19 protein-coding genes and 1 pseudogene are annotated in these 21,299 nt (G+C 75.1%); 10 read left to right on the top strand and 10 right to left on the bottom strand.

Annotated features, from left to right (window positions below; genetic code table 11):
* Positions 1 to 141: 141 nt before the first annotated feature.
* Together QPK52_RS01755 and QPK52_RS01750 are read left to right on the top strand one after the other, a co-directional pair.
* Positions 142 to 1,722: an ABC transporter substrate-binding protein gene (locus QPK52_RS01755; protein WP_410535098.1), complete on the top strand. Its 1,581-nt coding sequence runs from the start codon at positions 142 to 144 to the stop codon at positions 1,720 to 1,722.
* 123 nt (positions 1,723 to 1,845) lie between these two features.
* On the top strand, positions 1,846 to 2,517 hold the full coding sequence (locus QPK52_RS01750; protein WP_410540157.1) for a uracil-DNA glycosylase: 672 nt from the start codon (positions 1,846 to 1,848) through the stop codon (positions 2,515 to 2,517).
* A gap of 40 nt (positions 2,518 to 2,557) precedes the next feature.
* Here QPK52_RS01750 and QPK52_RS01745 read toward each other — a convergent pair whose 3' ends face one another.
* On the bottom strand, positions 2,558 to 2,992 hold the full coding sequence (locus tag QPK52_RS01745; protein ID WP_410535097.1) for a DUF3224 domain-containing protein: 435 nt from the start codon (positions 2,990 to 2,992) through the stop codon (positions 2,558 to 2,560).
* Positions 2,993 to 3,097: 105 nt separating this feature from the next.
* Here QPK52_RS01745 and QPK52_RS01740 point away from each other — a divergent pair, with 105 nt between their 5' ends.
* Both QPK52_RS01740 and QPK52_RS01735 read left to right on the top strand, forming a co-directional pair.
* Positions 3,098 to 4,120 carry a helix-turn-helix transcriptional regulator gene (locus QPK52_RS01740; RefSeq protein WP_410535095.1) on the top strand — a complete coding sequence of 341 codons (1,023 nt, stop codon included), beginning with the start codon at positions 3,098 to 3,100 and terminating at the stop codon, positions 4,118 to 4,120.
* Positions 4,121 to 4,212: 92 nt separating this feature from the next.
* Positions 4,213 to 4,719, top strand: a complete 507-nt coding sequence (locus QPK52_RS01735; RefSeq protein WP_410535094.1) for a hypothetical protein — start codon at positions 4,213 to 4,215, stop codon at positions 4,717 to 4,719.
* Here QPK52_RS01735 and QPK52_RS01730 read toward each other — a convergent pair.
* Positions 4,707 to 5,201: a hypothetical protein gene (locus QPK52_RS01730; protein WP_410535093.1), complete on the bottom strand. Its 495-nt coding sequence runs from the start codon at positions 5,199 to 5,201 to the stop codon at positions 4,707 to 4,709. The two genes, QPK52_RS01735 and QPK52_RS01730, sit on opposite strands and share 13 nt — an antisense overlap.
* Positions 5,202 to 5,528: 327 nt before the next feature.
* On the opposite strand from QPK52_RS01730, the gene QPK52_RS01725 reads away from it, so the two are divergent.
* Positions 5,529 to 6,434, top strand: a complete 906-nt coding sequence (locus QPK52_RS01725; RefSeq protein WP_410535092.1) for a Gfo/Idh/MocA family protein — start codon at positions 5,529 to 5,531, stop codon at positions 6,432 to 6,434.
* On the opposite strand, the gene lnt is transcribed toward QPK52_RS01725, so the two are convergent.
* Positions 6,406 to 7,968, bottom strand: coding sequence for an apolipoprotein N-acyltransferase (gene lnt, locus QPK52_RS01720; protein ID WP_410535091.1), 1,563 nt, complete (start codon positions 7,966 to 7,968; stop codon positions 6,406 to 6,408). The two genes, QPK52_RS01725 and lnt, sit on opposite strands and share 29 nt — an antisense overlap.
* Positions 7,969 to 8,190: 222 nt before the next feature.
* Between lnt and QPK52_RS01715 the strand changes: the two genes are divergently transcribed.
* From QPK52_RS01715 to QPK52_RS01705, 3 genes are read left to right on the top strand one after another with little or no spacing between them, the layout of a single operon-like run.
* Complete coding sequence (locus QPK52_RS01715) at positions 8,191 to 9,027, top strand: universal stress protein (RefSeq protein ID WP_410535090.1); 837 nt, start codon at positions 8,191 to 8,193, stop codon at positions 9,025 to 9,027.
* Positions 9,028 to 9,066: 39 nt separating this feature from the next.
* Positions 9,067 to 9,921 carry an HAD family hydrolase gene (locus tag QPK52_RS01710; protein WP_410535089.1) on the top strand — a complete coding sequence of 285 codons (855 nt, stop codon included), beginning with the start codon at positions 9,067 to 9,069 and terminating at the stop codon, positions 9,919 to 9,921.
* Between the two features lie 17 nt (positions 9,922 to 9,938).
* Positions 9,939 to 12,410 (top strand): glycoside hydrolase family 65 protein, encoded by a 2,472-nt coding sequence (locus QPK52_RS01705; RefSeq protein ID WP_410535087.1) that lies wholly within the window; start codon positions 9,939 to 9,941, stop codon positions 12,408 to 12,410.
* A gap of 30 nt (positions 12,411 to 12,440) precedes the next feature.
* Here QPK52_RS01705 and QPK52_RS01700 read toward each other — a convergent pair whose 3' ends face one another.
* Positions 12,441 to 12,773: a hypothetical protein gene (locus tag QPK52_RS01700; RefSeq protein WP_410535086.1), complete on the bottom strand. Its 333-nt coding sequence runs from the start codon at positions 12,771 to 12,773 to the stop codon at positions 12,441 to 12,443.
* Between the two features lie 120 nt (positions 12,774 to 12,893).
* Complete coding sequence (locus QPK52_RS01695; protein WP_410540156.1) at positions 12,894 to 13,892, bottom strand: PP2C family protein-serine/threonine phosphatase; 999 nt, start codon at positions 13,890 to 13,892, stop codon at positions 12,894 to 12,896.
* Between the two features lie 336 nt (positions 13,893 to 14,228).
* On the opposite strand from QPK52_RS01695, the pseudogene QPK52_RS01690 reads away from it, so the two are divergent.
* A pseudogene (locus tag QPK52_RS01690) lies at positions 14,229 to 15,209 on the top strand (CapA family protein); the annotation flags it as partial.
* Positions 15,210 to 15,511: 302 nt separating this feature from the next.
* On the opposite strand, the gene QPK52_RS01685 reads toward QPK52_RS01690, so the two are convergent.
* Both QPK52_RS01685 and QPK52_RS01680 read right to left on the bottom strand, forming a co-directional pair.
* Positions 15,512 to 16,384 carry an undecaprenyl-diphosphate phosphatase gene (locus QPK52_RS01685; protein ID WP_410535085.1) on the bottom strand — a complete coding sequence of 291 codons (873 nt, stop codon included), beginning with the start codon at positions 16,382 to 16,384 and terminating at the stop codon, positions 15,512 to 15,514.
* Between the two features lie 51 nt (positions 16,385 to 16,435).
* Positions 16,436 to 17,236, bottom strand: coding sequence for a TVP38/TMEM64 family protein (locus QPK52_RS01680; protein ID WP_410535083.1), 801 nt, complete (start codon positions 17,234 to 17,236; stop codon positions 16,436 to 16,438).
* A 120-nt stretch (positions 17,237 to 17,356) separates the two neighbouring features.
* Between QPK52_RS01680 and QPK52_RS01675 the strand changes: the two genes are divergently transcribed.
* Positions 17,357 to 18,232: a spermidine synthase gene (locus QPK52_RS01675; RefSeq protein ID WP_410535082.1), complete on the top strand. Its 876-nt coding sequence runs from the start codon at positions 17,357 to 17,359 to the stop codon at positions 18,230 to 18,232.
* On the opposite strand, the gene QPK52_RS01670 is transcribed toward QPK52_RS01675, so the two are convergent.
* The 3 genes from QPK52_RS01670 to QPK52_RS01660 form a co-directional block, all read right to left on the bottom strand.
* Entirely contained in the window at positions 18,172 to 19,497 is a 1,326-nt protein-coding gene (locus QPK52_RS01670) for an MFS transporter (protein ID WP_410540155.1), read from the bottom strand. The genes QPK52_RS01675 and QPK52_RS01670 overlap by 61 nt on opposite strands.
* Complete coding sequence (locus QPK52_RS01665) at positions 19,494 to 20,537, bottom strand: hypothetical protein (RefSeq protein ID WP_410535081.1); 1,044 nt, start codon at positions 20,535 to 20,537, stop codon at positions 19,494 to 19,496. The genes QPK52_RS01670 and QPK52_RS01665 overlap by 4 nt, the downstream gene beginning before the upstream one ends.
* Before the next feature lie 102 nt (positions 20,538 to 20,639).
* Positions 20,640 to 21,191, bottom strand: coding sequence for a gamma carbonic anhydrase family protein (locus QPK52_RS01660; protein ID WP_410535080.1), 552 nt, complete (start codon positions 21,189 to 21,191; stop codon positions 20,640 to 20,642).
* Positions 21,192 to 21,299: the final 108 nt, after the last annotated feature.

Below are 21,299 nucleotides of genomic sequence, written 5' to 3'. Positions count from 1 at the left end.
GGCCCGTTGAGACCCTGCCGTACGTGTGGTGGCACGCGCTCCGCACCGTGGCGCGCGCTCCGTCCCGTCAGCCGATGGATCCCCCCACAGCAACCCAGGCAGTAGTGGCATAAGTGGCATCGCCGACCGAGGAGCGTGCAAGTGTTCAGCCAGAACAAGCCTCTGAAGGGCGCAGTCGTGCTGGTGACAGCGACCCTGCTCGCCGGATGCGGCTCGCTGCTCGGTGACGACGGGAGCGAGGAGGCGATCGTGGTCGGCACCACGAGCACGCCGAGCGTCCTCGACCCGGCCGGCGCCTGGGACGGTTCGTGGGAGCTGTACCGGAACATCTACCAGACCCTGCTGCACTTCCCGAGCTCCAGCGGCACCCCGGAGCCCGACGCCGCCCAGCGCTGCGGTTTCACCGACACCGTCAGCAGCGTCTACCGGTGCGTCCTGAAGAAGGGCCTGACGTTCTCCAACGGCAACGTGCTGGACGCGGAGGCGGTCAAGTACTCCATCGAGCGCACCCTGGAGATCAAGGCGCCCACCGGCCCCGCCCAGCTGCTGCAGAGCATCGACCGCATCGAGACGTCCGGCGAGCGGACGATCATATTCCACCTCAAGCGGCCGGACGCGACCTTCCCGCTGGTCCTCGCCACCCCCGCCGCGTCCATCGTCGACCCCGCCGCCTACCCGGCCGACCGGCTGCTGGAGTCGGACAAGATCAGCGGCTCCGGACCGTACCTGCTCGACGGCTACAAGGAGGACGAGCGGGCCGAGCTGGTCAGGAACCAGAAGTACAAGGGCTCGGCGGAGGTCAAGAACAACGCCGTGACCGTCCGCTACTTCAAGGACTCGGCCAAGATGGTCGAGCAGCTCAAGAGCGGCGAGGTCGACCTCACCTACCGCGGCCTGACCCCGGAGCAGATCGACGACTTCGGGAAGAACCGCAGCGACCACCCGGACATCAAGCTCAACGAGGTCTACGGCACCGAGATCCGCTACCTGGTGTTCAACCCGCACCACGAGTCGGTCGCCGAACCCGCCGTCCGCAGGGCGGTCGCCCAGGTCATCGACCGCAAGGCACTGGTCCGCAACGTCTACAAGCGCACCGCCGCCCCGCTGTACTCCATGGTCCCCGGCGGGATCACCGGCCACACCAGCGCCTTCTACGAGGAGTACGGCGAGCCCAGCGTGGAGGAGGCCCGCACCACGCTCAGCCAGGCCGGGATCCAGGGGAAGGTGAAGCTGACCCTCTGGTACACCACCGACCGCTACGGCGCGACGACCGCCGAGGAGTTCGCCGAGATCGAGCGGCAGCTGGAGGCGTCCGGGCTGTTCGACATCACCCTGGAGGGCCGCGAGTGGCGCGAGTTCCAGGAAGGCATCACCGAGGAGAAGTACCCGGTGTTCGGCCGCGGCTGGTTCCCCGACTTCCCGGACGCGGACAACTACATCTCGCCGTTCGTCGGCAAGGAGAACGCCCTGGGCACGCCGTACGAGCACAAGCTCCTGACCGGCACGCTGCTGCCCAAGTCCCGCAAGGAGAGCGACCGGGGCGCGGCCAGCACCGCCTTCACACAGGCGCAGAAGATCCTGGCCGAGGACGTACGGCTGCTGCCCCTGTGGCAGGGCAAGCTCTACATCGTCGCGCACAAGGACATCGCCGGTGTGGAGTGGAGCATCGACTCCTCGACGATCATGCGGCTGTGGGAGCTCGACCGGAAGAAGAGCTGGTGACCTGAGGCGGCCGCCGGCGACCGCCCGCGCGGCGCGGTTGTCGGCGGTCACCGGTACGTTCTGGGTACGCGCCCGGGTGAGGCGCGCGGAACCGACACCGGAGGTCTGTCTCACGTGAACGCCATGCTGCCCGAGTCCTGGCAGAAGGTCCTCGGCGACGAGCTGGAGAAGCCCTATTTCAAGGAGCTCGCCGAGTTCGTCGAGGGGGAGCGGGCGCGCGGGCCGGTCTACCCGCCCCGCGAAGAGGTCTTCGCGGCGCTGGACGCCACCCCGTACGACCGGGTCAAGGTGCTCGTCCTCGGGCAGGACCCGTACCACGGCGAGGGGCAGGGCCACGGGCTGGCGTTCTCGGTGCGGCCCGGGGTGCGGATCCCGCCGTCCCTGCGGAACATCTACAAGGAGCTGCAGGCGGACCTGGGCTGCCCCGTCCCGGACAACGGCTATCTGATGCCGTGGGCGAAGCAGGGCGTACTCCTGCTCAACGCGGTGCTGACGGTCCGGGCCGGGGAGGCCAACTCCCACAAGGGCAAGGGCTGGGAGAAGTTCACGGACGCGGTGATCCACGCCGTGGGCGCCCGCCCCGACCCGGCCGTCTTCGTGCTGTGGGGCAACTACGCGAAGAAGAAGCTGCCGCTGATCGACACCGAGCGGCACACGGTGGTCCAGGGCGCACACCCCTCGCCGCTGTCGGCGAAGAAGTTCTTCGGATCACGCCCCTTCAGCCAGATCGACGAGGCGATCGCGGCGCAGGGGCACACGCCGATCGACTGGTGCATCCCCAACCTCGGCTCCTGAGCCGCCTCCCGGACGGCCCGGGCAGGCCGCCCGGACCGGCTCAGCCCAGACCGTAGTCGAAGGTGTAGGCGACGGACGGCTCGCCGTGCACGGCGGTGAAGCCGCCCGTCCCCCGCAGCCCGGCCAGCTCGCCGGTGGCCGACCCGGGCACCACCTCGAAGACGCAGTGCACGGTGCCCTTCTCGTCGAAGGTGCCGCGCTCGGCGAGCACGAAGGAGCCCGCGCGTCCGTCGACGGTGCCGGAGACCAGCTCGTGGCCGGTGAAGCTGCCGGCGGAGCCGGGTTCTCCCGTGGTGTAGGCGATGGTGTATGCGCACGAGGTCCCGGTGGCCACGATGCCGCCGGTGAAGTGGTTGGTGACGACGGCGGAGGCCAGTTTCGGGCCGCCGCCGCCACCACCGCCGCCGCCGGCCTCGGCGATGACCTTCTCCTGCCAGTCGGCGAAGGTGAAGCTGCCGGTGGTGTGCGTGGTCATGGGGCTCCTCACATGCGGTGGCGCGGGCCCTTCCCGCGCCGGCCGCCACCACTGTCCCGTCCGTACCTGACATCTCCTGTCAGGTACGGACGGCAGACTGCCGCCATGCGCGCCGACCGCCTTCTGCAGATGCTCCTGCTGCTCCAGAACCGGGGCCGGATGACCGCACCGGAACTCGCCGCCGAGCTGGAGGTCTCCGTCCGCACCGTCTACCGCGACGCCGAGGCGCTCATCGCCTCCGGCGTGCCGCTGACCGCCGAACGGGGACCGGAGGGCGGCTACCGCCTGATGGAGGGCTACCGCACCCGGCTGACCGGCCTCACCGGAGAGGAGGCCGACTCCCTGTGGCTCGCCGGGATGCCAAGGGCCGCGGCCGAGCTGGGGCTGGGCGCCGAACTGGCGACCGCGCAGCTCAAGCTGCGCGCCGCGCTCCCCGCACAGCTCGCCGAGCGCACCCGGCGCGTCTCCGAGCGCTTCCACCTCGACGCCCCGGCCTGGTTCCGGGACGCCGACCCCGTACCGCACCTGGCGCGCGTGGCCGAGGCCGTCTGGGAACAGCGGACGCTGCGCGTCCACTACCGCCGCTGGAAGGGCGAGGTGCGCCGCGAGCTGCATCCGCTCGGGCTCGTCCTCAAGGGCGGCATCTGGTACCTCGTCGCCCGGTCCGCCCACGGCCCGGACGGCGACGGCGGCGGGTCCCGCCCGCGGGAGGACCCGCGCACCTACCGGGTCTCGCGCATCCTCGCCCTCGAGGCGCCGGGCGAGCGCTTCGAGCGGCCGGCCGGCTTCGACCTCGCGGCGCACTGGGCCGAGGTCGCCGGCCGTCTGGAGACCGGCCGCCTGCGGGACGAGGCGCAGCTGCGGCTCTCCCCGCGCGGCCTGCGGCTGCTGCCCATGCTCTTCGGCGCGGTGGGCGCGCGGGCGGCCCGGGAGGCGGACGGGCCGGACGAGGACGGCTGGTCGAGGGTGCTCCTCCCCGTGGAGAGCACCCCCGTGGCGGTGGGCGACCTGCTCCGGCTCGGGGCGGAGGCCGAGGTGCTCGGCCCGGCCGGGCTGCGCGCGGCGGTGGCCCGGGAGGTGGAGACGCTGGCACGCAGGTACGGACGGGGCAGCGGTGAGAGCGCCTGAGCGCCGCGGCCGCCGAGGGCGGCTAGCGTCGGAGGACGGCGCGGGAAGGACGCCCGCGCCGCCGGCACCGACACCACCACACAGGAGAGCCCGTGGCGGAGCATCGGCAGGAGACCGGAGCGGCGGGGGAGGAGGGGAGCGCGGCGGGCGAGCCGCTGCCGACCAGGATCGGCCAGGCGGTCATCCTGCACCGGGGCGGGGACCGGGAGGAGGCGCGCAACCGGCTGGCGGACCTGTGGGAGGAGACGGCCGCGGACGGGGACCCCTTCCACCGCTGCGCCATCGCCCACTACCTGGCCGGCACCCAGGACGACCCCGTGGCCGGACTCGAGTGGGACCGGCGCGCGCTGGCCGCCGCGAAGGCCCCGGCCGGGGACCGGGCGGCCGTACGGGCCCTGCTCCCCGCGCTCCATCTGAGCCTGGCCGCAGGCCACGCCGGGCTCGGCGACCACGCCGCCGCCCGGCGCGAGCTGGCCCGGGCCCGCGGAGCCGTGGGGGAACTGCCCGACGACGCGTACGGCACGGGCGTCAGGGCCGCCATCGAGAGGCTGTCGCGGCGGCTGGCGGCCACCGGCGAGCCGCCGTATCAGTCCCCGTAGACCTGCCGGCAGGTCCGCGCCGGTTCGCCGTCCGCGGCCCAGCCGCCGTACGCCTCCCCGAGCCCGCACACATCCGTGCCGGGCCACCGGGAGGAGCCGCCGGGGGGACTGCCGGAGGTGCGCTCCGGGCGGGCGGGGCCGGAGGGGAGGCGTTCGCGCCGCGGCGGGCGGGGAGCCGGGCGCGTGGCGGGCGGGAAGGCGGGGGCCGACGCGGACGGCGGACCGTACCGGGGCGGAGAGGGGGTGCCGGGCCGCTCCGGGCCCTCCTCCACCCTGGCGAGGGTCTCGCGTGGCGGCCCGGGGGTCCGTGGCGGCCCGGGGGTCCCTGGCGGTCCGGTGTCCTGCCGGGGCAGGGCGGGGCCGGCGGGAGGGGCCGGCGGTCCGCCCTCCTCCGGCCGCTGGCCGCCCGCCACCGTGACGCACCCCGAGACGGCCGCCAGGGCGGCGCCGGCCAGCAGCAGGGCGCTTCGCACATCTCGCACCCGGCCAACTCTCCCGCGCCGATCGACCATCGGGAACTCCCCGCAGGAGTGACGCGAGTGGCCTTCTGCGGCTCCTCGCAACCGCTGTGCCCGACGGGGCCCGTGTGACCGGTGGCGGGGCCTGCCGGAGCGCCTCCCCCGCCCGGCACACCGGGCTGGGGAGCACCGTCCCCGCCGCACCGCACGGCCGTCGAGGGCACGCGCCGTCCGGAAGCCGCCGCGCGCCGCGTATGCTGCCGGTCCGCGGGGAACACGGGCGGCGGCGCGGCGGTCGCGCCCCGGGAGGCACCGGACGGCACCGGACGACGGCGAAACCAAGGGGGTCCCGTGAGGGTCGGAGTGATCGGGCTCGGCGACATCGCGCAGAAGGCGTACCTGCCGGTGCTCACCGCCCGGCCGGGACTGGAACTCCATCTGCACACCCGCACCCGCGCCACCCTGGAGCGGACGGGCGAGGCCCACCGGATTCCCGGCCCGCAGCGGCACGCGGACCTCGACGGGCTGATCGCGGCCGGCCCCGACGCCGCGTTCGTCCACGCCCCGACGGCAGCGCACCCCGCGATCGTCGCCCGGCTGCTGGAGGCCGGGGTACCCACCTACGTCGACAAGCCGCTCGCCTACACCCTGGCCGAGTCCGAGCGCCTGGTGCGCCTGGCCGGTGAGCGGCGCGTCCCGCTCGCCGTCGGCTTCAACCGCCGCCACGCACCCGGCTACGCCCAGTGCCTGGAGCACCCGCGCGACCTGATCCTGATGCAGAAGAACCGCATCGGGCTGGCGGCCGACCCGCGCGAGGTGGTCTACGACGACTTCGTCCACGTCGTCGACACCCTCCGCTTCCTGCTGCCCGGGCCGGCCGGGCACATCGACGTCCGCGCCCGGGTCAGGGACGGGCTCCTGCACCACGTGGTGCTCCAGATGTCGGGCGACGGCTTCACCGCGATCGGCGTCATGAACCGGATGAGCGGCAGCGCGGAGGAGGTCCTGGAGGTCTCCGGGCGGGACACCAGGCGCCAGGTGTTCAACCTCGCCGAGGTAGTCGACCACAGGGGTCAGCCCAGCATCCGCCGCCGCGGGGACTGGGTGCCGGTGGCCCGCCAGCGCGGCATCGAGCAGATCACCCTGGCCTTCCTCGACGCCGTGCGCACCGGGCGGCACCTGGACGCCGAGGACGCCCTGCGCACCCACGAGCTGTGCGAACGGGTCGTCATCGCCGCGCTGGAGCAGGCCGGGTAGCGGCCCTCCGCGCCCCGGGCCGCCGCTTCCCCCGCCCTCCGTTCCGGGACCGCCCGTGCCGGAGCCGGCGCGCCGCCGCCACGGCCGCCGCCGACAGCAGCGAACCCAGCGCGGCGGCTACGGCCCAGTCGCCGAACCGGACGTAGGCGGTGGTGCCCGAGGCGAGCGGCACCTCGTAGACGGCGGCCCCGCTCCGCTCGGTGCCCAGCCGCCCGCCCACCGGCTCGCCGCGCGGGCCGTGCACCGCGCTCACCCCCGTCAGCGTGGCGTGCACCATCGGCCGCCCGCTCTCCGCGGCCCGCAGCGCCGCCAGGGAGGCGTGCTGGGACGGCGCCCAGCTGTCCTGGAAGGTGGAGGTCGCCGACTGGGCGACGAGCAGCTCGGCGCCGCCGCGCGCCAGCACCCGGCCGGTGTCGGGGAAGGCCGACTCGAAGCACACCAGCGGGCCGGTGCGCACCCCGGCGCTCTCCATCACCACCGGCGCGTCCCCGCGCCTGCGGTCCTCCTCGGCCGCCCTGCCCACCGCCGTCGCCCAGCCCAGCAGGGAACGGGCCGGCACGTACTCGCCGAACGGCACCAGCCGCATCTTGTCGTAGCGCTCCCCGGTGGGCCCCCGCGGGCCCACCGCCACCGAGCTCTTGAAGATCCCCGGCCCGCCCGGGCGCCGGGCGTCCACGTTCACCAGCAGCGGCGCCCCGACCCGCGCGGACAGCGCCGCCAGCCGCTCGCTCAGGTCCGGGCGCTCGTCCAGGTCGTAGCCGACGCTGCTCTCGCCCCACACCACCAGATCCACCTCCCGGCCCGCCAGGCCGCGGGTCAGCCGCTCGCCGGCGTCGAAGCGCGCATCGGCCCCGGCGACCACACCGGGCTGCACCACCGCGACGCGGACCGTGCCCGACGGCCGCGGCAGCGGCGCCCACGCCCAGGCCGCGGCCGGGACCAGCACGCACACCGCCGCCGCGGCCGCGGCGGCCCGCCGCGCGCCGGGCACCGCGACCAGTGCCGCCAGCGCGGTGTTCGCCGCCACCACCCACAGGGTGACCAGCCACACCCCGCCCAGCGAGGCCAGCCGGAGCGCGGGCGGCACCTGCCACTGGCTCGCCCCCAGCAGAGCCCACGGCCCGCCCAGGTACTCCCAGGAGCGCACCAGCTCGACCACCAGCCACGCCGAGGGCACCAGCACCACCGCCGCCACCGCCCGGCCCGGCGCGGGCGAACCGGCCAGCAGCCGCCGCACCAGCCACCCCCAGGGGGCCCACAGCAGCCCCATCAGGGCCGCCACCACCACGACGAAGACGTGCAGGCTCGGCGCCAGCCAGTGATGGGTGGCCAGCAGGAAACCGGTCCCGCCCAGCCAGCCCTCCACGGCGGCACGCCCCCCGCTCCGCGCCGTACGCAGCAGCAGCAGCCACGGGACCAGCGCGGCGTAGGCCCACCACCACAGCGACGGGGCCGGGAAGGACAGGGCGGGCAGCGCGCCCGCCGCCACCGCGAGCGCACCGCGCCGCCACCCGGACCCTGCGGACACCCGCATGCCGCGCCTCCCTCGCCTCGGCCGGGCCGGTGTGCGGACACCCCGCCGCGCCGGGGGGCGTGCCGCGGGACGGGCGGCCGAGAACCGCTCGCCGCGGGTTTCACCGGTCCGTATGCGGGTCACCGTTCCCAGGAACCGGCGGGTGAACCCGCGGCCCGCCGGCCGGAGCGGGCGGCCCGGGACCGGGGGACCGCAGGAGGCCGGGACAAGGAGGTGGCGGCGGTGGAGCTCCCCCTGCTGGTGGGCGTCGACGGATCCGGGCCCAGCCTGCTCGCGGTGGACTGGGCCGCGGACGCGGCGGTCCGGCACTCGGTACCGCTGTGTCTGGTCCACGGCGCCGAGGACCGCGGGGAGGGCGCCCCGGAGCCGGAGGAGCTGATGTCCGCCGCGGCGGAGCGCGTCCGCCTGCGCGCCCCCGGCGTACGGGTGACCACCGTCGTCCTCGACGAGGAGCCCGGAACCGCGCTGGTCCACGCCGGCCGCAACGCGCTCGCCCTCGTCGTCGGCTCACGGGGCCGGGGCGGGATCGCGGGCCTGCTGCTGGGTTCGGTGGGGCTGGAGGCGGCCGGCCGGGCCGACTGCCCGGTGGTCGTCGTGCGCGGCGGGGAGACCGCCCGCACCGGCGGCCACGGCCGGATCGTCCTGGGCGTCGGGGACAGGGTGGACGGCTCGCCCGCCGCCCACTTCGCCTTCCGCGAGGCCGCCGCCCGGCACTGCCGGCTGCACGCCGTACGGACCTGGCGCCGGCCCGTCCGCACGGCGGAGAACCATCTGCTGCTCCAGGGCAGCCCGACCGGCGCCCGCCACCGGGAGGCGATGGACCACCTGGACGGCGCCCTGCGGGCCGCGGCGCGGGAGTACTCCGGGATCGACCTGCACCTGCACGCCGTGGAGGGCTCCACCCGCGCGGTGCTGCTGGAGGAGTCGCGCCGGGCGGACCTGCTGGTGGTCGGCGCCCACCGCCGGCAGGGCCGCCTCGGCCTCCAGCTGGGGGTGGTCGACCACACCGTCATCCACCACGCCGACTGCCCCGTGGCCCTCGTACCGGAGCACATCTGACCCGGACCGCCCCGACGACCCCCACCGGACGGAGTGATCATGCCGCCTGCCGCAGCCGCAGCCCGGGACCCGGAGGAGGACGCCGCGCCGGCGCACCGCCTGCACGGCCTGAGGGCCGTGGTGTTCGACACCGACGGGGTGATCACCGACTCCGCCCGGGTCCACGCCGCGGCCTGGAAGGAGGCCTTCGACGACTGCCTGCGCGAGTGGCGCGAACGCGGCGGCGGAGTGCCGGAGGAGGAGCCGCGGGACCGGTTCCGCCCGTTCGACGTCCAGGAGGACTACCGGCGGTACGTCGACGGCAGGCCCCGGCTGGACGGCGCCGCCGCCTTCCTCGCGTCGAGGGGCCTCGACCTGCCGCCCGGCGAGCCGGACGACCCGCCCGGCAACGGCACCGTCCGGGCCGTCGCCGCCCGCAAGGAGCGGCTGTTCACCGCCGCGCTGCGGCAGGGCGGCGTCGAGGCCTGGCCCGGCACGCTGCGGCTGCTGCGGGTCCTGCGCCGCGAAGGGGTGCCCATGGCGGTGATATCCGCCTCCCGGCACGCCAGGGAACTGCTCTCGGGCGCCGGGGTGCCGGAGGTGTTCGACGCCGTGGTGGACGGCCACGAGGCGGCCCGGCTGGAGCTGCCCGGCAAACCGGACCCCGCGGTGTTCCTGGAGGCCGTCCGGCGCCTGGGGGTGCCTCCGGGGCAGGCGGCCGTCGTCGAGGACGCGCTCGCCGGTGTCGAGGCGGGCCGCCGGGGCGGCTTCGGACTGGTCGTCGGGGTGGACCGGACGGCCGGCCCCACCAGCGCGCGGGACCTGCGCGACCACGGGGCCGACGTGGTCGTGGCCGACCTGGCCGAACTGCTGCCGCCCGGTCCCCGCGCCGGCCGGCACGACGAGGAGGGCTGACAGTGGCGGAGGGGACCGTGGATCGCTGGGAATGGGCCTACGAGGGCTACGAGCCGATGGAGGAGCGGCTGCGCGAGGCCCTGTGCACCCTGGGCAACGGCTACTTCGCGACCCGGGGCGCGGCTCCCGAGGCGGACGCCGGAGGACCCCACTACCCGGGCACGTACGTGGCGGGCTGCTACAACCGGCTGGTGTCCACCGTGGAGGGAGGCGAGGGCGGCGCGGCCAGGGACGTCGAGAACGAGGACATGGTCAACCTGCCCAACTGGCTGCCCCTGCGCTTCCGGATCCTCGACGGCGGCCCCGACGGCGCCCCCGGCGGCCCCGCGGTCAGTCCCGTGAGCGGCCTCGGGGACGGATCCGCCCCCTCCTGGTGGACCCCCGACGGCGGCGGGCTGCTGGCCTACCGGCAGCGGCTGGACCTCAGGCACGGCGTCCTGGCCCGGACCCTGCGCCTGGAGGACGCCGCCGGCCGGCGGCTGCGCGTCGAGCAGCACCGGCTGGTCCACATGGGGCAGCCGCACCTGGCCGCGCTGCGCACCGTCTTCACGGCGGAGAACTGGAACGGCACGCTGGAGGTCGACTCCGCTCTCGACGGCGGCGTCGCCAACGAGGGCGTGGAGCGCTACCGGGCCCTGAACGGCCGCCACCTGACCGGTCACAGCACCGGATCGACGGCGCCGGACACCGTCTGGGTGCGCTGCCGCACCACGAACTCGGAGATCGGCGTCGCCCTGGCCGCCCGCACCCGCCTGGAGAGCGGCGAGGCCGTCTCGGCGCGCACCGACCTGAGCGGGGTGCGGCCCGCGCGGCGGCTGACCGTCGCCGTCCGGCCCGGGCGGTCGGTCACCGTCGTCAAGACCGTGTCCCTGCACACCTCGCACGACATCGCGGTCAGCGAGCCGCTGCACGCCGCGCTGGAGGACATCGGCCACGCGCCCGGCTTCCCCGACCTGCTCGACGCGCACCGCGCCGCCTGGGAGGAGCTGTGGCGGCACGCCGAGCTGGAGGTGCCGGGCGAGGCGGGCCACATCCTGCGGGTCCACCTCTTCCACGTCATGCAGACGCTCTCGCCGCACATCACCGACCTGGACGTGGGGGTCCCGGCGCGCGGGCTGCACGGGGAGGCGTACCGGGGGCACGTCTTCTGGGACGAGCTGTTCGTGCTGCCCTACCTCAACGTCCACTTCCCGGAGGTCTCCCGGGCCCTGCTGGCCTACCGGCACCGGCGGCTGCCCGAGGCCGTCCGGGCCGCGGAGGACAACGGCTACGAGGGCGCGATGTTCCCCTGGCAGAGCGGCAGCGACGGGCGCGAGGAGACCCAGACGCTGCACCTGAACCCGCGTTCGGGCCGCTGGCTGCCCGACCACTCCCGCCTCCAGCACCACGTGGGCTCGGCGATCGCCTACAACATCTGGCAGTACTGGCAGGCCAGCGGCGACACCGACTTCATGCACACCCGGGGCGCCGAGACGCTGCTGCGGATCGCCCAGTTCTGGGCGAGCGCCGCGCGGTACGACGCGGACCTGGGGCGCTACCGCATCCTCGGCGTGGTCGGCCCCGACGAGTACCACGAGGCCTACCCGGACAGGGAGCGGCCCGGCCTGGACGACAACGCCTACACCAACGTCACCGCCGCCTGGGTGCTCGGCCGGGCCCTGGAGACGATCCGGACCGTCCCCGAACCGCTGTGCGAGGAGCTGTGCCTGAAACTCGGCCTGGACGGGGAGACGCTGGAACGCTGGGACGACGTCTCCCGGCGGCTGCGGGTGCCCTTCCACGCGGGCGTCATCAGCCAGTTCGACGGCTACGGGGAGCTGGCCGAGCTGGACTGGGAGGGCTACCGCCGCAGGTACGGGGACATCCGCCGGCTGGACCGGATCCTGGAGGCCGAGGGCGACACCGTCAACCGCTACCAGGCATCCAAGCAGGCCGACGCGCTGATGCTCGGCTACCTGTTCCAGCCCGCCGAACTGGCGGACCTGTTCGAGCGGCTCGGCTACACCCTCGACGACGAGCTGTGGCGGCGCACGGTCGACCACTACCTGCACCGCACCAGCCACGGCTCCACCCTCAGCTCCCTGGTCCACGGGTGGGTGCTGGCCCGGGTGCGGCGCCCCGAAGCCTGGCGCTACGTGCAGGAGGCGCTGGTCAGCGACATCGCCGACATCCAGGGCGGTACGACGGCCGAGGGCATCCACCTGGGCGCCATGGCCGGGACGCTGGACCTCGTCCAGCGCGGGCTGACCGGTCTGGAGACCCGCGGGGGCGCCCTGCGGATGGATCCCGCGCCGCTCCCGGAACTCTCGGAGTTCGGCTTCACCATCCGCTACCGGCACCACTGGGGGGTGGGGGTGCGGATGCGCTCGGACGGCATGCGAGTCAGCCTGCCCGGGTCGGCCGAGGCCCCCGTGCGCCTGGTGCTGCCCGACCGGACCGTCACCGTCGAGCCCGGCGAGTCGGCCTGGCTGGACCTGGCCGACCGGTGAGGGCCGGCCGGCGGCAGACGGCCGGGCCGCTCAGCCGGCACCCGGCCCGGGCCGTCCGAGTCGGCGGCCCGCGCGGCGGCCGGCCCGGCCCGCCGCGCCCATGACCAGGGCGGAGAGGAACACCAGCAGGCCGACCAGCGGATGCAGCACCATCAGCGCCGGGACCAGGAAGAGGCAGACACCGGCGAGCAGCCACAGGCGGTACGGTGTCCCCGGCCCGCCCGCAGTCGGCTCCGCCGCTCCGGTCTCCGCCTCGCCGAACCCCCGGAACAGGGCGGCCAGGCGGGCGTCACGCAGCAGTGCCCGTTCGGTCTCGTGGAGGATGCGGAGTTCTCGGAGGGTGAGGCGGCGGGATTCGTTCATGGTCTCGGTCCAGCTCGGTCGGTGCGGACTGCGGCGGTCGGTCCTCTGCCGGGTACCCCCTCCGAGCGGGTGAATCTTTCGAATTCCGGCGATCCGGCCACCGGCCGGAGCCGGCCCGGCTCACCCCTCGCGGTACCGCAGGAGCAGCATCGCCGCGTCGTCCTGCAGCGGCCCCCCGACGTGTGTGACCAGATCCCGGCACAGCGACTCCAGCCCGATGTCCGGGTTCGTCTCGCGCAGCAGGAAGGCGCGCCGGACCAGCGGGTAGAAGCGGTCGTCCGGATCGCGCGCCTCGGTCACACCGTCGGTGTACAGCAGCATCTGGTCGCCGGGGGCGAGTGACAGCCCGTACGGCTCCGGGGGCTTGAGATCGAGGCCCATGCCCAGGGGCGGCGCGGTCTCGGGAGGCTCCGCCAGATGGGCCGTCCCGTCCGCGCGGACGACCAGCGGCGAGGGGTGGCCGTGGTTGAGCAGGGTCACCGAGCGGTCCTCGTGCGTCTCGGCCAGGACGGCCGTGACGAACCGCTCCTGTGTCATGTGCCGGTTGACCGAACGCTCCAGCCGGGCGCTCACCGCCGCCAGGTCCGGCTCGTCGTACGCCGCCTCCCGGAACGCGGCCAGGACGACCGCGGCCGTCTCCACCGCCTCCAGGCCCTTGCCCTGGACGTCGCCCACGATCACCCGGACCCCCGAGGGCGAGTTGACGACCTCGTACAGATCGCCCCCGATCCGGGCCTCGGCCACCGCGGAGGTGTAGGAGACCGCGATCCGCAGGTGCCCTGCGGCCCGGGGCACCGGGCGCAGCAGCACCCGCTGCGCCACCTCGGCGATGGACCGCATGTTCGCCAGCTCGGCCTCGTGCCGCTGGCGGATGGCGGCCGCGGCCAGCCCGGCCGCCGACACCCCGGCCACCGACAGAAGCGCCGTGTACCCGGGCGTGGTCCCCAGCAGGCCGTCGTAGGAGGCCAGGCAGAAGCACAGGACCAGCGCCAGCAGCCCGATCAGCGCGGTGCGGCGCATGCCGCCGACCAGGCTGGCGAAGGCGGGACCGAGCGACAGCAGGGGCAGGAACCCCACCCCCGGACCGGCCGTCACGTCCACCAGGACGACGACGGTCATGGCCGCGAAGGGCAGCCCGGCCAGGAGTCGGTAGCTGTCGTCGTCGCGTTCGGCCAAAGTGGACTCCGGGGTTCGGTGCGGGTTCCCCGCGGTTGTCTGCGAACAGCTTCCCAGGCCGAGGCGGCGCGGAAAAGCGACCCGCGCGGTCGCGCCGTTTCCCGCGCCCCCGCGTCGCCCCCCGCGCACCCCGTTCCGGCATCCGCGCGATCCGTTCGCCCGGTCGGCTCAGCCGGGCGCCGCCGGAGGTGCCGCACACCCCGCCGCCGCCCACGCTGCCGGAGAGGAGCACGGCGCGCCGGCCCGGGGCGTCGTGCCGGGACGCACAGGAGGCGAAGGATGCGCCGGATCGCACCAGTGGGGACGGCAGCCGGACGGGGCGCACCGCGGACGACCGGACGTACGGGCGCGGGCGGAGGCGGGGCGGTGGACCGGATACGCCGGATACGCCGCCGCCGGATACGCCCCGCGGGCGCGACCGCCGCCGCACTGGCGCTCGCCGCGCTCGCCGCGCTCGCCGCGTGCACCGCGCCCGGCACCGCCCCGGGAGAGGACCGGGCGGCGCGGGCGGAAGGGGGCAGGCCGTTCACCGTGGTGGCGACCGGCGACATCATCCCGTACCCGTCGATCATCGAGCAGGCCCGGCGTGACGCGGGCGGCACCGGACACGACTTCACCCGCATCCTCGCGGGCGTGAAACCGGTGGTCGCGCCCGCCGACATCGCGCTGTGCCACATGGAGACGCCCTACGGCGACGAGGACGGACCCTTCACCGGCTATCCGCTGTTCCGCTCCCCGCCCCAGCTCGCGCGGGCCCTGCGGGCCACCGGCTACGACAGCTGCTCGACCGCCTCCAACCACAGCCTCGACGACGGCTTCGAGGGCGTGCGCCGCACCCTCGACGCGCTGGACGCGGCAGGGGTCCGGCACGCGGGCACCGCCCGCAGCGCGGCGGAGGCCGCCCGCCCGGCGCTGCTGGAGGCCGGCGGCGCCCGGATCGCCCACCTGTCGTACACCTACGGCACCAACGGCATCCCGCTCCCCGAGGACCGGCCGTGGGCGGTGAGCCTGCTGGAGCCCGGCCGTGTGCTCGCCGACGCCCGCGCCGCCCGCCGCGCCGGGGCCGACGTGGTGATCGTCAGCCTGCACTGGGGAACGGAGTGGCAGCAGGCGCCCGACGCGACGCAGAAGGAGCTGGCCCGCAGGCTCACCGCCGCGCGCACCGGCGCGGACAGGGACATCGACCTGTTGATCGGCACCCACAACCACGTGCCCCAGCCCTACGAGAAGGTGAACGGCACCTGGGTGGTCTACGGCCTGGGCGACCAGGTCGCCAGCTTCGTCCCCGAGGAGAAGCGCAGCGGCAACGAGGGGTCCATGGCCCGCTTCACCTTCGCCCCCGAGAACGGGCGCTGGAGCGTCGCGAAGGCCGAGTTCCTGGTCGGCCACTCCGACACCGGCCCGCCCTTCCGCGTCGTACGCGCCACCGCGGAGAACTTCCCCGAGGTGCACGGGCGGGTGCGCGAGGCGGTGCTGAGCCGGGGCGCGGCCGAGGACGGTCTCACCGAGGGCCGGTGAGGCCGGGCGGCGGCCCGGCCGCCGGCGGACGCTCCCCGCGGACCTCAGCCCAGCGACTCGCCCGCGTGCGGGGAGACCGCCCCGACCGCGATCAGGGCGAAGATCAGCAGGCCCAGCAGTACCCGGTAGACCACGAACGGCATGAAGCTCCTGGTGGAGATGAACTTCATGAACCAGGCGATGACCGCGTAGGCCACCAGGAAGGACAGGACGGTCGCGAAGATCGTCGGCGCCCAGGAGACGTGCCCCTCGCCGATCTCCGTCAGCTCGAACAGCCCGGAGGCGAGGACGGCGGGGATGGCCAGCAGGAAGGAGTAGCGGGCGGCGGCCTCGCGGGTGTAGCCCATGAACAGGCCGCCGCTGATCGTCGCACCCGAGCGGGACACGCCGGGTATCAGCGCCATCGCCTGGGCCATGCCGAACAGCAGGCCGTCGCGCACGGTCAGCCTCTCCAGCGACTTGCGCTCGCGCACGGCGCGGTGGCGCCCGCCGGAGGTGTCGCGCGCCGCGAGCCGGTCGGCCACGCCCAGGACGATGCCCAGCACGATCAGGGTCGTGGCGATCAGCCGCAGGTCGCGGAAGGGGCCTTCGATGTGCTCCTTGAGGGTCAGGCCGAGGACGCCGATCGGGATGGAGCCGACGATCACCAGCCAGCCCAGTTTCGCGTCGTGCTCGCGGCGCGCCTGCCTGTCGTACAGCGAGCGGAACCAGGCGGAGACGATCCGCGCGATGTCCTTGCGGAAGTAGATCAGCACGGCCGTCTCGGTGCCGATCTGGGTGACGGCGGTGAATGCCGCACCGGGGTCCTCCCATCCCGCGAAGACCGCGGTCAGCCGCAGATGGGCGCTGGAGGATATGGGGAGGAACTCGGTCAGCCCCTGGACGAGCCCGAGGATGAACGCTTCGAACCAAGACATGTCGGGGTGTGCTCGTCCCTATTCGTGATCATCGGTCAGGTCGGGCAGATGCTATGGCCGGTCGGGAACGGGAAGGGAAACGGCGGGCGAACGTCGCGGGCCTGAGCGTACCGGCTCGGTGACCGCCCGGTCCGCGGACTCCCGCGGCGCCCCGGGCCGGCGCAGCCGGGCGCGCCTGCGCCAGGCGACGGCCGCGGCGGCCAGTCCGGGAACGGCGATGAAGGCGGACGCCACCAGGAAGACGGGCGAGGTCGGCTCGGCGGCCTGGCTGCCCGCCACGGCGTACGCGGCGGTGTTGGGCACGCAGCCCAGCGCGGTGGCCGACAGGAAGGCCGACCAGCGCATCCGGCTGACGGAGGCGCCGTAGTTGGAGACGGCGAACGGGATCCCCGGCAGCACCCGCAGCACCAGCATCGAGCGGAAACCCCGGCGGCTGAGCTGCCGGTCCCCGGCCGCCAGCCAGCGGCCGCGCAGCAGCGGACGCAGGGCGTCCTGCCCCAGCAGCCGTCCCAGCCCGAAGGTCAGCCCGGCCCCCAGCACCGTCCCGGCCACCGCCGCGGCAGTGCCCAGGGCGGCGCCGAAGAGGGCGCCCGAGGCCAGGTTCAGCACCGGCCTGGGCACGAGAGCCGCGGTGCACAGGCCGTACGCGAGGGCGAACAGCGCCAGCGCGCCGCCGCCGGAGAGCTGGGGGCGCCACCCCTGGGCGAAAAGCTGCTGCGGCTCGTGGAGGGCCACCGTCGTGGCGGCGGCGGCCAGCAGCACGGCGAGGAGGGACAGACGGGACCACGGGGAGAACAGCACCGCGGAGCACCGGGCGGCGGGTCCGACGGGCCGGGGAGCGGGGACGGGCACCGGGCGAGCGTAACCGACGCGGGTGACATGCGTCCCGGTGCGCCCGCTGTGAGGCCCGCGACCCGGCGGACCTCACAGCCCGGTGCTCCGCTCCCCGCGGCGGGCCGCGACAATGGGACGATGGACGAGGAGACGGCGCGGCAGGAGCCGGTGCCCGTGCGCCGGACCGTGGACCAGGGCACCGCGCGGCTGCTGCCGGACGTGGACCGGCCGCGCGCCCGGCTGCTCACCGTCGACGACGCACCCCAGTCGTACGTGGACCCCGGCGACCCGACGCACCTGGAGTTCGAGTACGTGCGCCGGATCGCCCACGTCCTGGACTGCGCCGCGGCCCCGGGCGCACCGCTGGACGTCCTCCACCTGGGCGGCGGGGCCATGACCCTGCCGCGCTACCTGGCCGCCACCCGCCCCGGTTCCCGCCAGGAGGTGGTGGACGCCGACCGGGCGTTGATCGGCCTGGTGGCCGAGCATCTGCCGCTGCCGCCCGGCAGCGGGATCGAGGTGCGCGCCGACGACGCCCTCACCGCGCTGCGGGACAGACCTCCCGGGTCGGTGGACGCCCTGGTCGCCGACGTCTTCGGCGGCTCCCGCGTCCCGGCCCACCTGACCACCCTGGCCTACGCCCGGGCCGCCGCCGCGGTGCTGCGGCCGGAGGGGGTCTACGTCGCCAACCTCGCCGACGCCGCGCCCTTCGGCTTCCTCCGCTCCCAGCTGGCCGGCTTCCGCGCCGCGTTCGGCGATGACCCGGGCCGGCTGTGCCTGGTCGCCGAGCCCGCCGTGCTGCGCGGCCGCCGGTTCGGCAACACCGTGCTGGTCGCCTCCCGCGCCGGGCTGCCCGTGGAGCGGCTGGCACGGCTGGCGGCGGGCGACCCGTTCCCGGCCCGGGTGGTGCACGGCGCCGCGCTGGAGCGGCTGACCGGTCGCGCGCGCCCGGTTCAGGAGAGCGAGGCGGCGCCCTCGCCCATGCCGCCGGAGGGCTCCTTCACCGTCGGCTGACCGCCGGCCACCGCCGCCCCGCCCCGCCGGGTCAGACCGCGCACCTCCGGCACGCACAGCACCGCGGCCGTCAGCGCCGCGACCAGTACCGAGCAGGCCCACAGCGCCGCCGACCGGCCCACCAGCGACTCGACGGGACCCGCCGCGGCCGTGGCGAGGGGCACCAGGGCGATCGAGCCCAGCCAGTCGTAGGCCGAGACCCGGGAGAACTTCTCCTCGGGCACCTCCTGGTGCAGCGCCGTCATCCAGCTCACCCCGAACACCTCGAGCGCGACACCGGTCACGAACATCGCCGCGATCAGCCACCCCACGGACACCGGCACCGCCAGCGCCGCCGAGGGCAGCGCCAGGGGGAAGACGCACAGGGTGCCGGCCAGCAGGATGCGGCGCGGCCGCCAGCGGGTCATCAGCACCCCGCCGCACACCGTGCCCGCGCCGAAGGCGGCCAGTGCGAGCCCCCACGGCCGGGCACCGCCCAGATGCTCCTCGGCGACCTGCGGCCCGTACACCGCCTCGGCCGCCGCGACCACCGCGTTGACGACCGCGAACTGCAGGACCACCGCCCACAGCCACGGCCGTCCCGCCACCTCGCGCCAGCCGTCGCGCAGATCGCCCAGCAGGCCGCCGCCCGGCGCCCGCTCGGGCATCCCGCGCAGATCGAGGAAGGCGCGCAGCGCCCCCGCGGCGGCGAAGGCGGCGGCGTCGATCGCCAGCACCCAGCCGGGGCCGACCGCGGCGATCAGCGCGCCGCCGAGCGCCGCGCCGCCGATGGAGGCGCCGTTGACCCCCATCCGGAAGACGGCGAAGGCGCGCCCGGCCTGCTCGCCGCGGACGCTGGCGAGCACCATCCCCTCGGCGGCCGGGGCGAAGAAGGCGTGGCCGGTGCCGCCCAGCGCGGACAGCAGCGCCATCTGCCACAGCTCGGCGGCGCCGGTGATCACCAGCACCGCGAAGACGCCCTGGGAGGCGCAGTTGAGCGCGTTGGCCGCCACCATCACCCGGTGGCGCGGCAGCCGGTCGGCGACGGCGCCGCCGACGAGCAGGAACAGGACCAGGGGGACGGTGCGGGCGGCGGCGACCAGGCCCACGTCGGTGCCGTCGCCGCCCGAGGCGAGCACGGCGAACGCCGCCGCGATCAGCGCACCGGAGTTGCCCAGTCCGGTGACCACGGCGGCGGCCGTCAGCAGCGTGTAGTTGCGGCCCGCCCAGGCGGGGCGGGACGGCAGTCGCCCGGCCCCGCCCCCGGCGGGCCCCCCGCCGGTCAGTCCTCCTCCGCGTACGGCCGCAGGCTGCCGGTCATCTTGTCGATGGTGGCCTGGGACACCTCGTCATCGACCCCGGCGTCGGTGACCAGGACCCAGATGCGCAGGTCGTTGCTGCCGTCGATCCAGGAGACGGTCACGACCTTGCCGTCGGAGTCGCACTTGTTCTCCTTCTCGACCCCGGTGGCCGTGGCGCTCGCCGTGTGGCCGGTGATGCCGTGCTCGTTGGAGAACTTCTTCGCCTTGGTCAGCTCGACGGTGTCCTTCTGCTCGCCGTACGCGAAGTAGACGAAGTTCTCCGCGGCGATCTCGGCGCCCTCGGCGGTGTTGCGGGAGCCCTGGCCGCCCTTGCTGCCGACGATGGCCCGGGTGTACTTGCTGTTGCCGGCCTTGCACCAGCTCTCCTTGTAGAAGGCCGGCGCGCTGAAGGCGACCTGGGGTCCGGAGAAGGGGTCGTCCTCGTCCTTCTGCCCGTAGCCGATGATCGTCGTCTCCGTGCCGACCTTCCAGTCCGCGGGCACGTCGAAGGCGTTGTGGTGCTTGGCGTTGGTGACGACCTTCCAGCCGGACACCACCGGGTCGGGCTTCTCCGGAGCGAGGCCGTCGCGCGGGTTGGTGGGGTCGTCCCGCTCGGTGCCGGCGTCCTCGCTCGGCTCGGCGGTGGAGGGCTCGGGGCTCGGGGAGACGCTGCTGCCGGGCCCCCCGGCCTTCTCGCCCTTGTCGTCGTCGGCGAGGACGAGGACCCCCGTCACCACGGCCGCGGCGATCACCGCGACGGCCGCGACGATGGCGATCGCCGCGTTCCGGCCCCCCTTGCCGCTCCTGCCGCCGCCCTGCGGAGGCTGCGGTGCGCCGGGTGCGCCCGGCTGCCCCCACTGGCCGCCGGGCTGCCCCTGGTACCCCGGGCCCTGGTAGGGGTTGGGCGCCTGGTACCCCGGCGTCTGGTAGGGGTTCGGGGTCTGGTACCCCGGCGTCTGGTACGGGTTGGGCTGCTGGTTCTGCGGGTTCTGCTCGCCCCCGGGCGGCTGCTGTCCTGGCCACATGGCGAGAACACTAGAGCCGCCGCCGCGGCCGGGCCACGGCCACCCCCGCTTCGGTACGCACCCGGTACACGGCCCCCGGGGGGCGGGGCCGGTACCGCCGCGCTACCGGCCCCCGCCGTCCTCCGGGACGACCAGCGTCTCCCGGTGCGCCCCGGCCAGCCCCCGGTACGCCGCGGCGTTGACGCGGATGCCCTCCCGCTCCTCCTCGGTCAGCTCCCGCCTGACGCGGGCGGGCACCCCGGCGACCAGGGAACCCGGCGGCACCTCCATCCCCTGCGGGACCAGGGTGTGGGCCGCCACCAGCGAACCGGCGCCCACCCGGGCACCGTTGAGCACCGTCGCACCCATCCCGACCAGGACCTCGTCCCCGATCGTGCAGCCGTGCAGCACCGCGTTGTGCCCCACCGAGACGCGCTCGCCCACGACCGCCGGGAAGCCCGGGTCGGCGTGGACGGTGCAGTTGTCCTGCACGTTGCTGTCCGCGCCGACGGTGATCGCGTCGCAGTCGCCGCGCAGCACCGCGTTGTACCAGACGCTCGCGCCGGCCCCCAGCGAGACCTGGCCGACCACCACGGCCGTCGGGGCGACGTACGCCTCCGGATCGATCTCGGGCTCCCTGCCCACCACGCCCGCGATCATCGCCCGCCATTCCATCCGCGCCCTCTTCCGCCCGCCGTGCAGCGCACGGCCCGTGTGCCGAACACCTTCTCCAACGGCACCGTAAGGGATCGGGTGGGGCGGGAATCACAGCACGCCGGGCGG

It is taken from the genome of Streptomyces sp. KL2, from assembly GCF_046529545.1.
GTDB classification, from domain to species: Bacteria; Actinomycetota; Actinomycetes; order Streptomycetales; family Streptomycetaceae; genus Streptomyces; species Streptomyces radiopugnans.
Note: the sequence above shows the minus strand (reverse complement) of the source record. Positions and strands in the feature narration are given on the sequence as shown.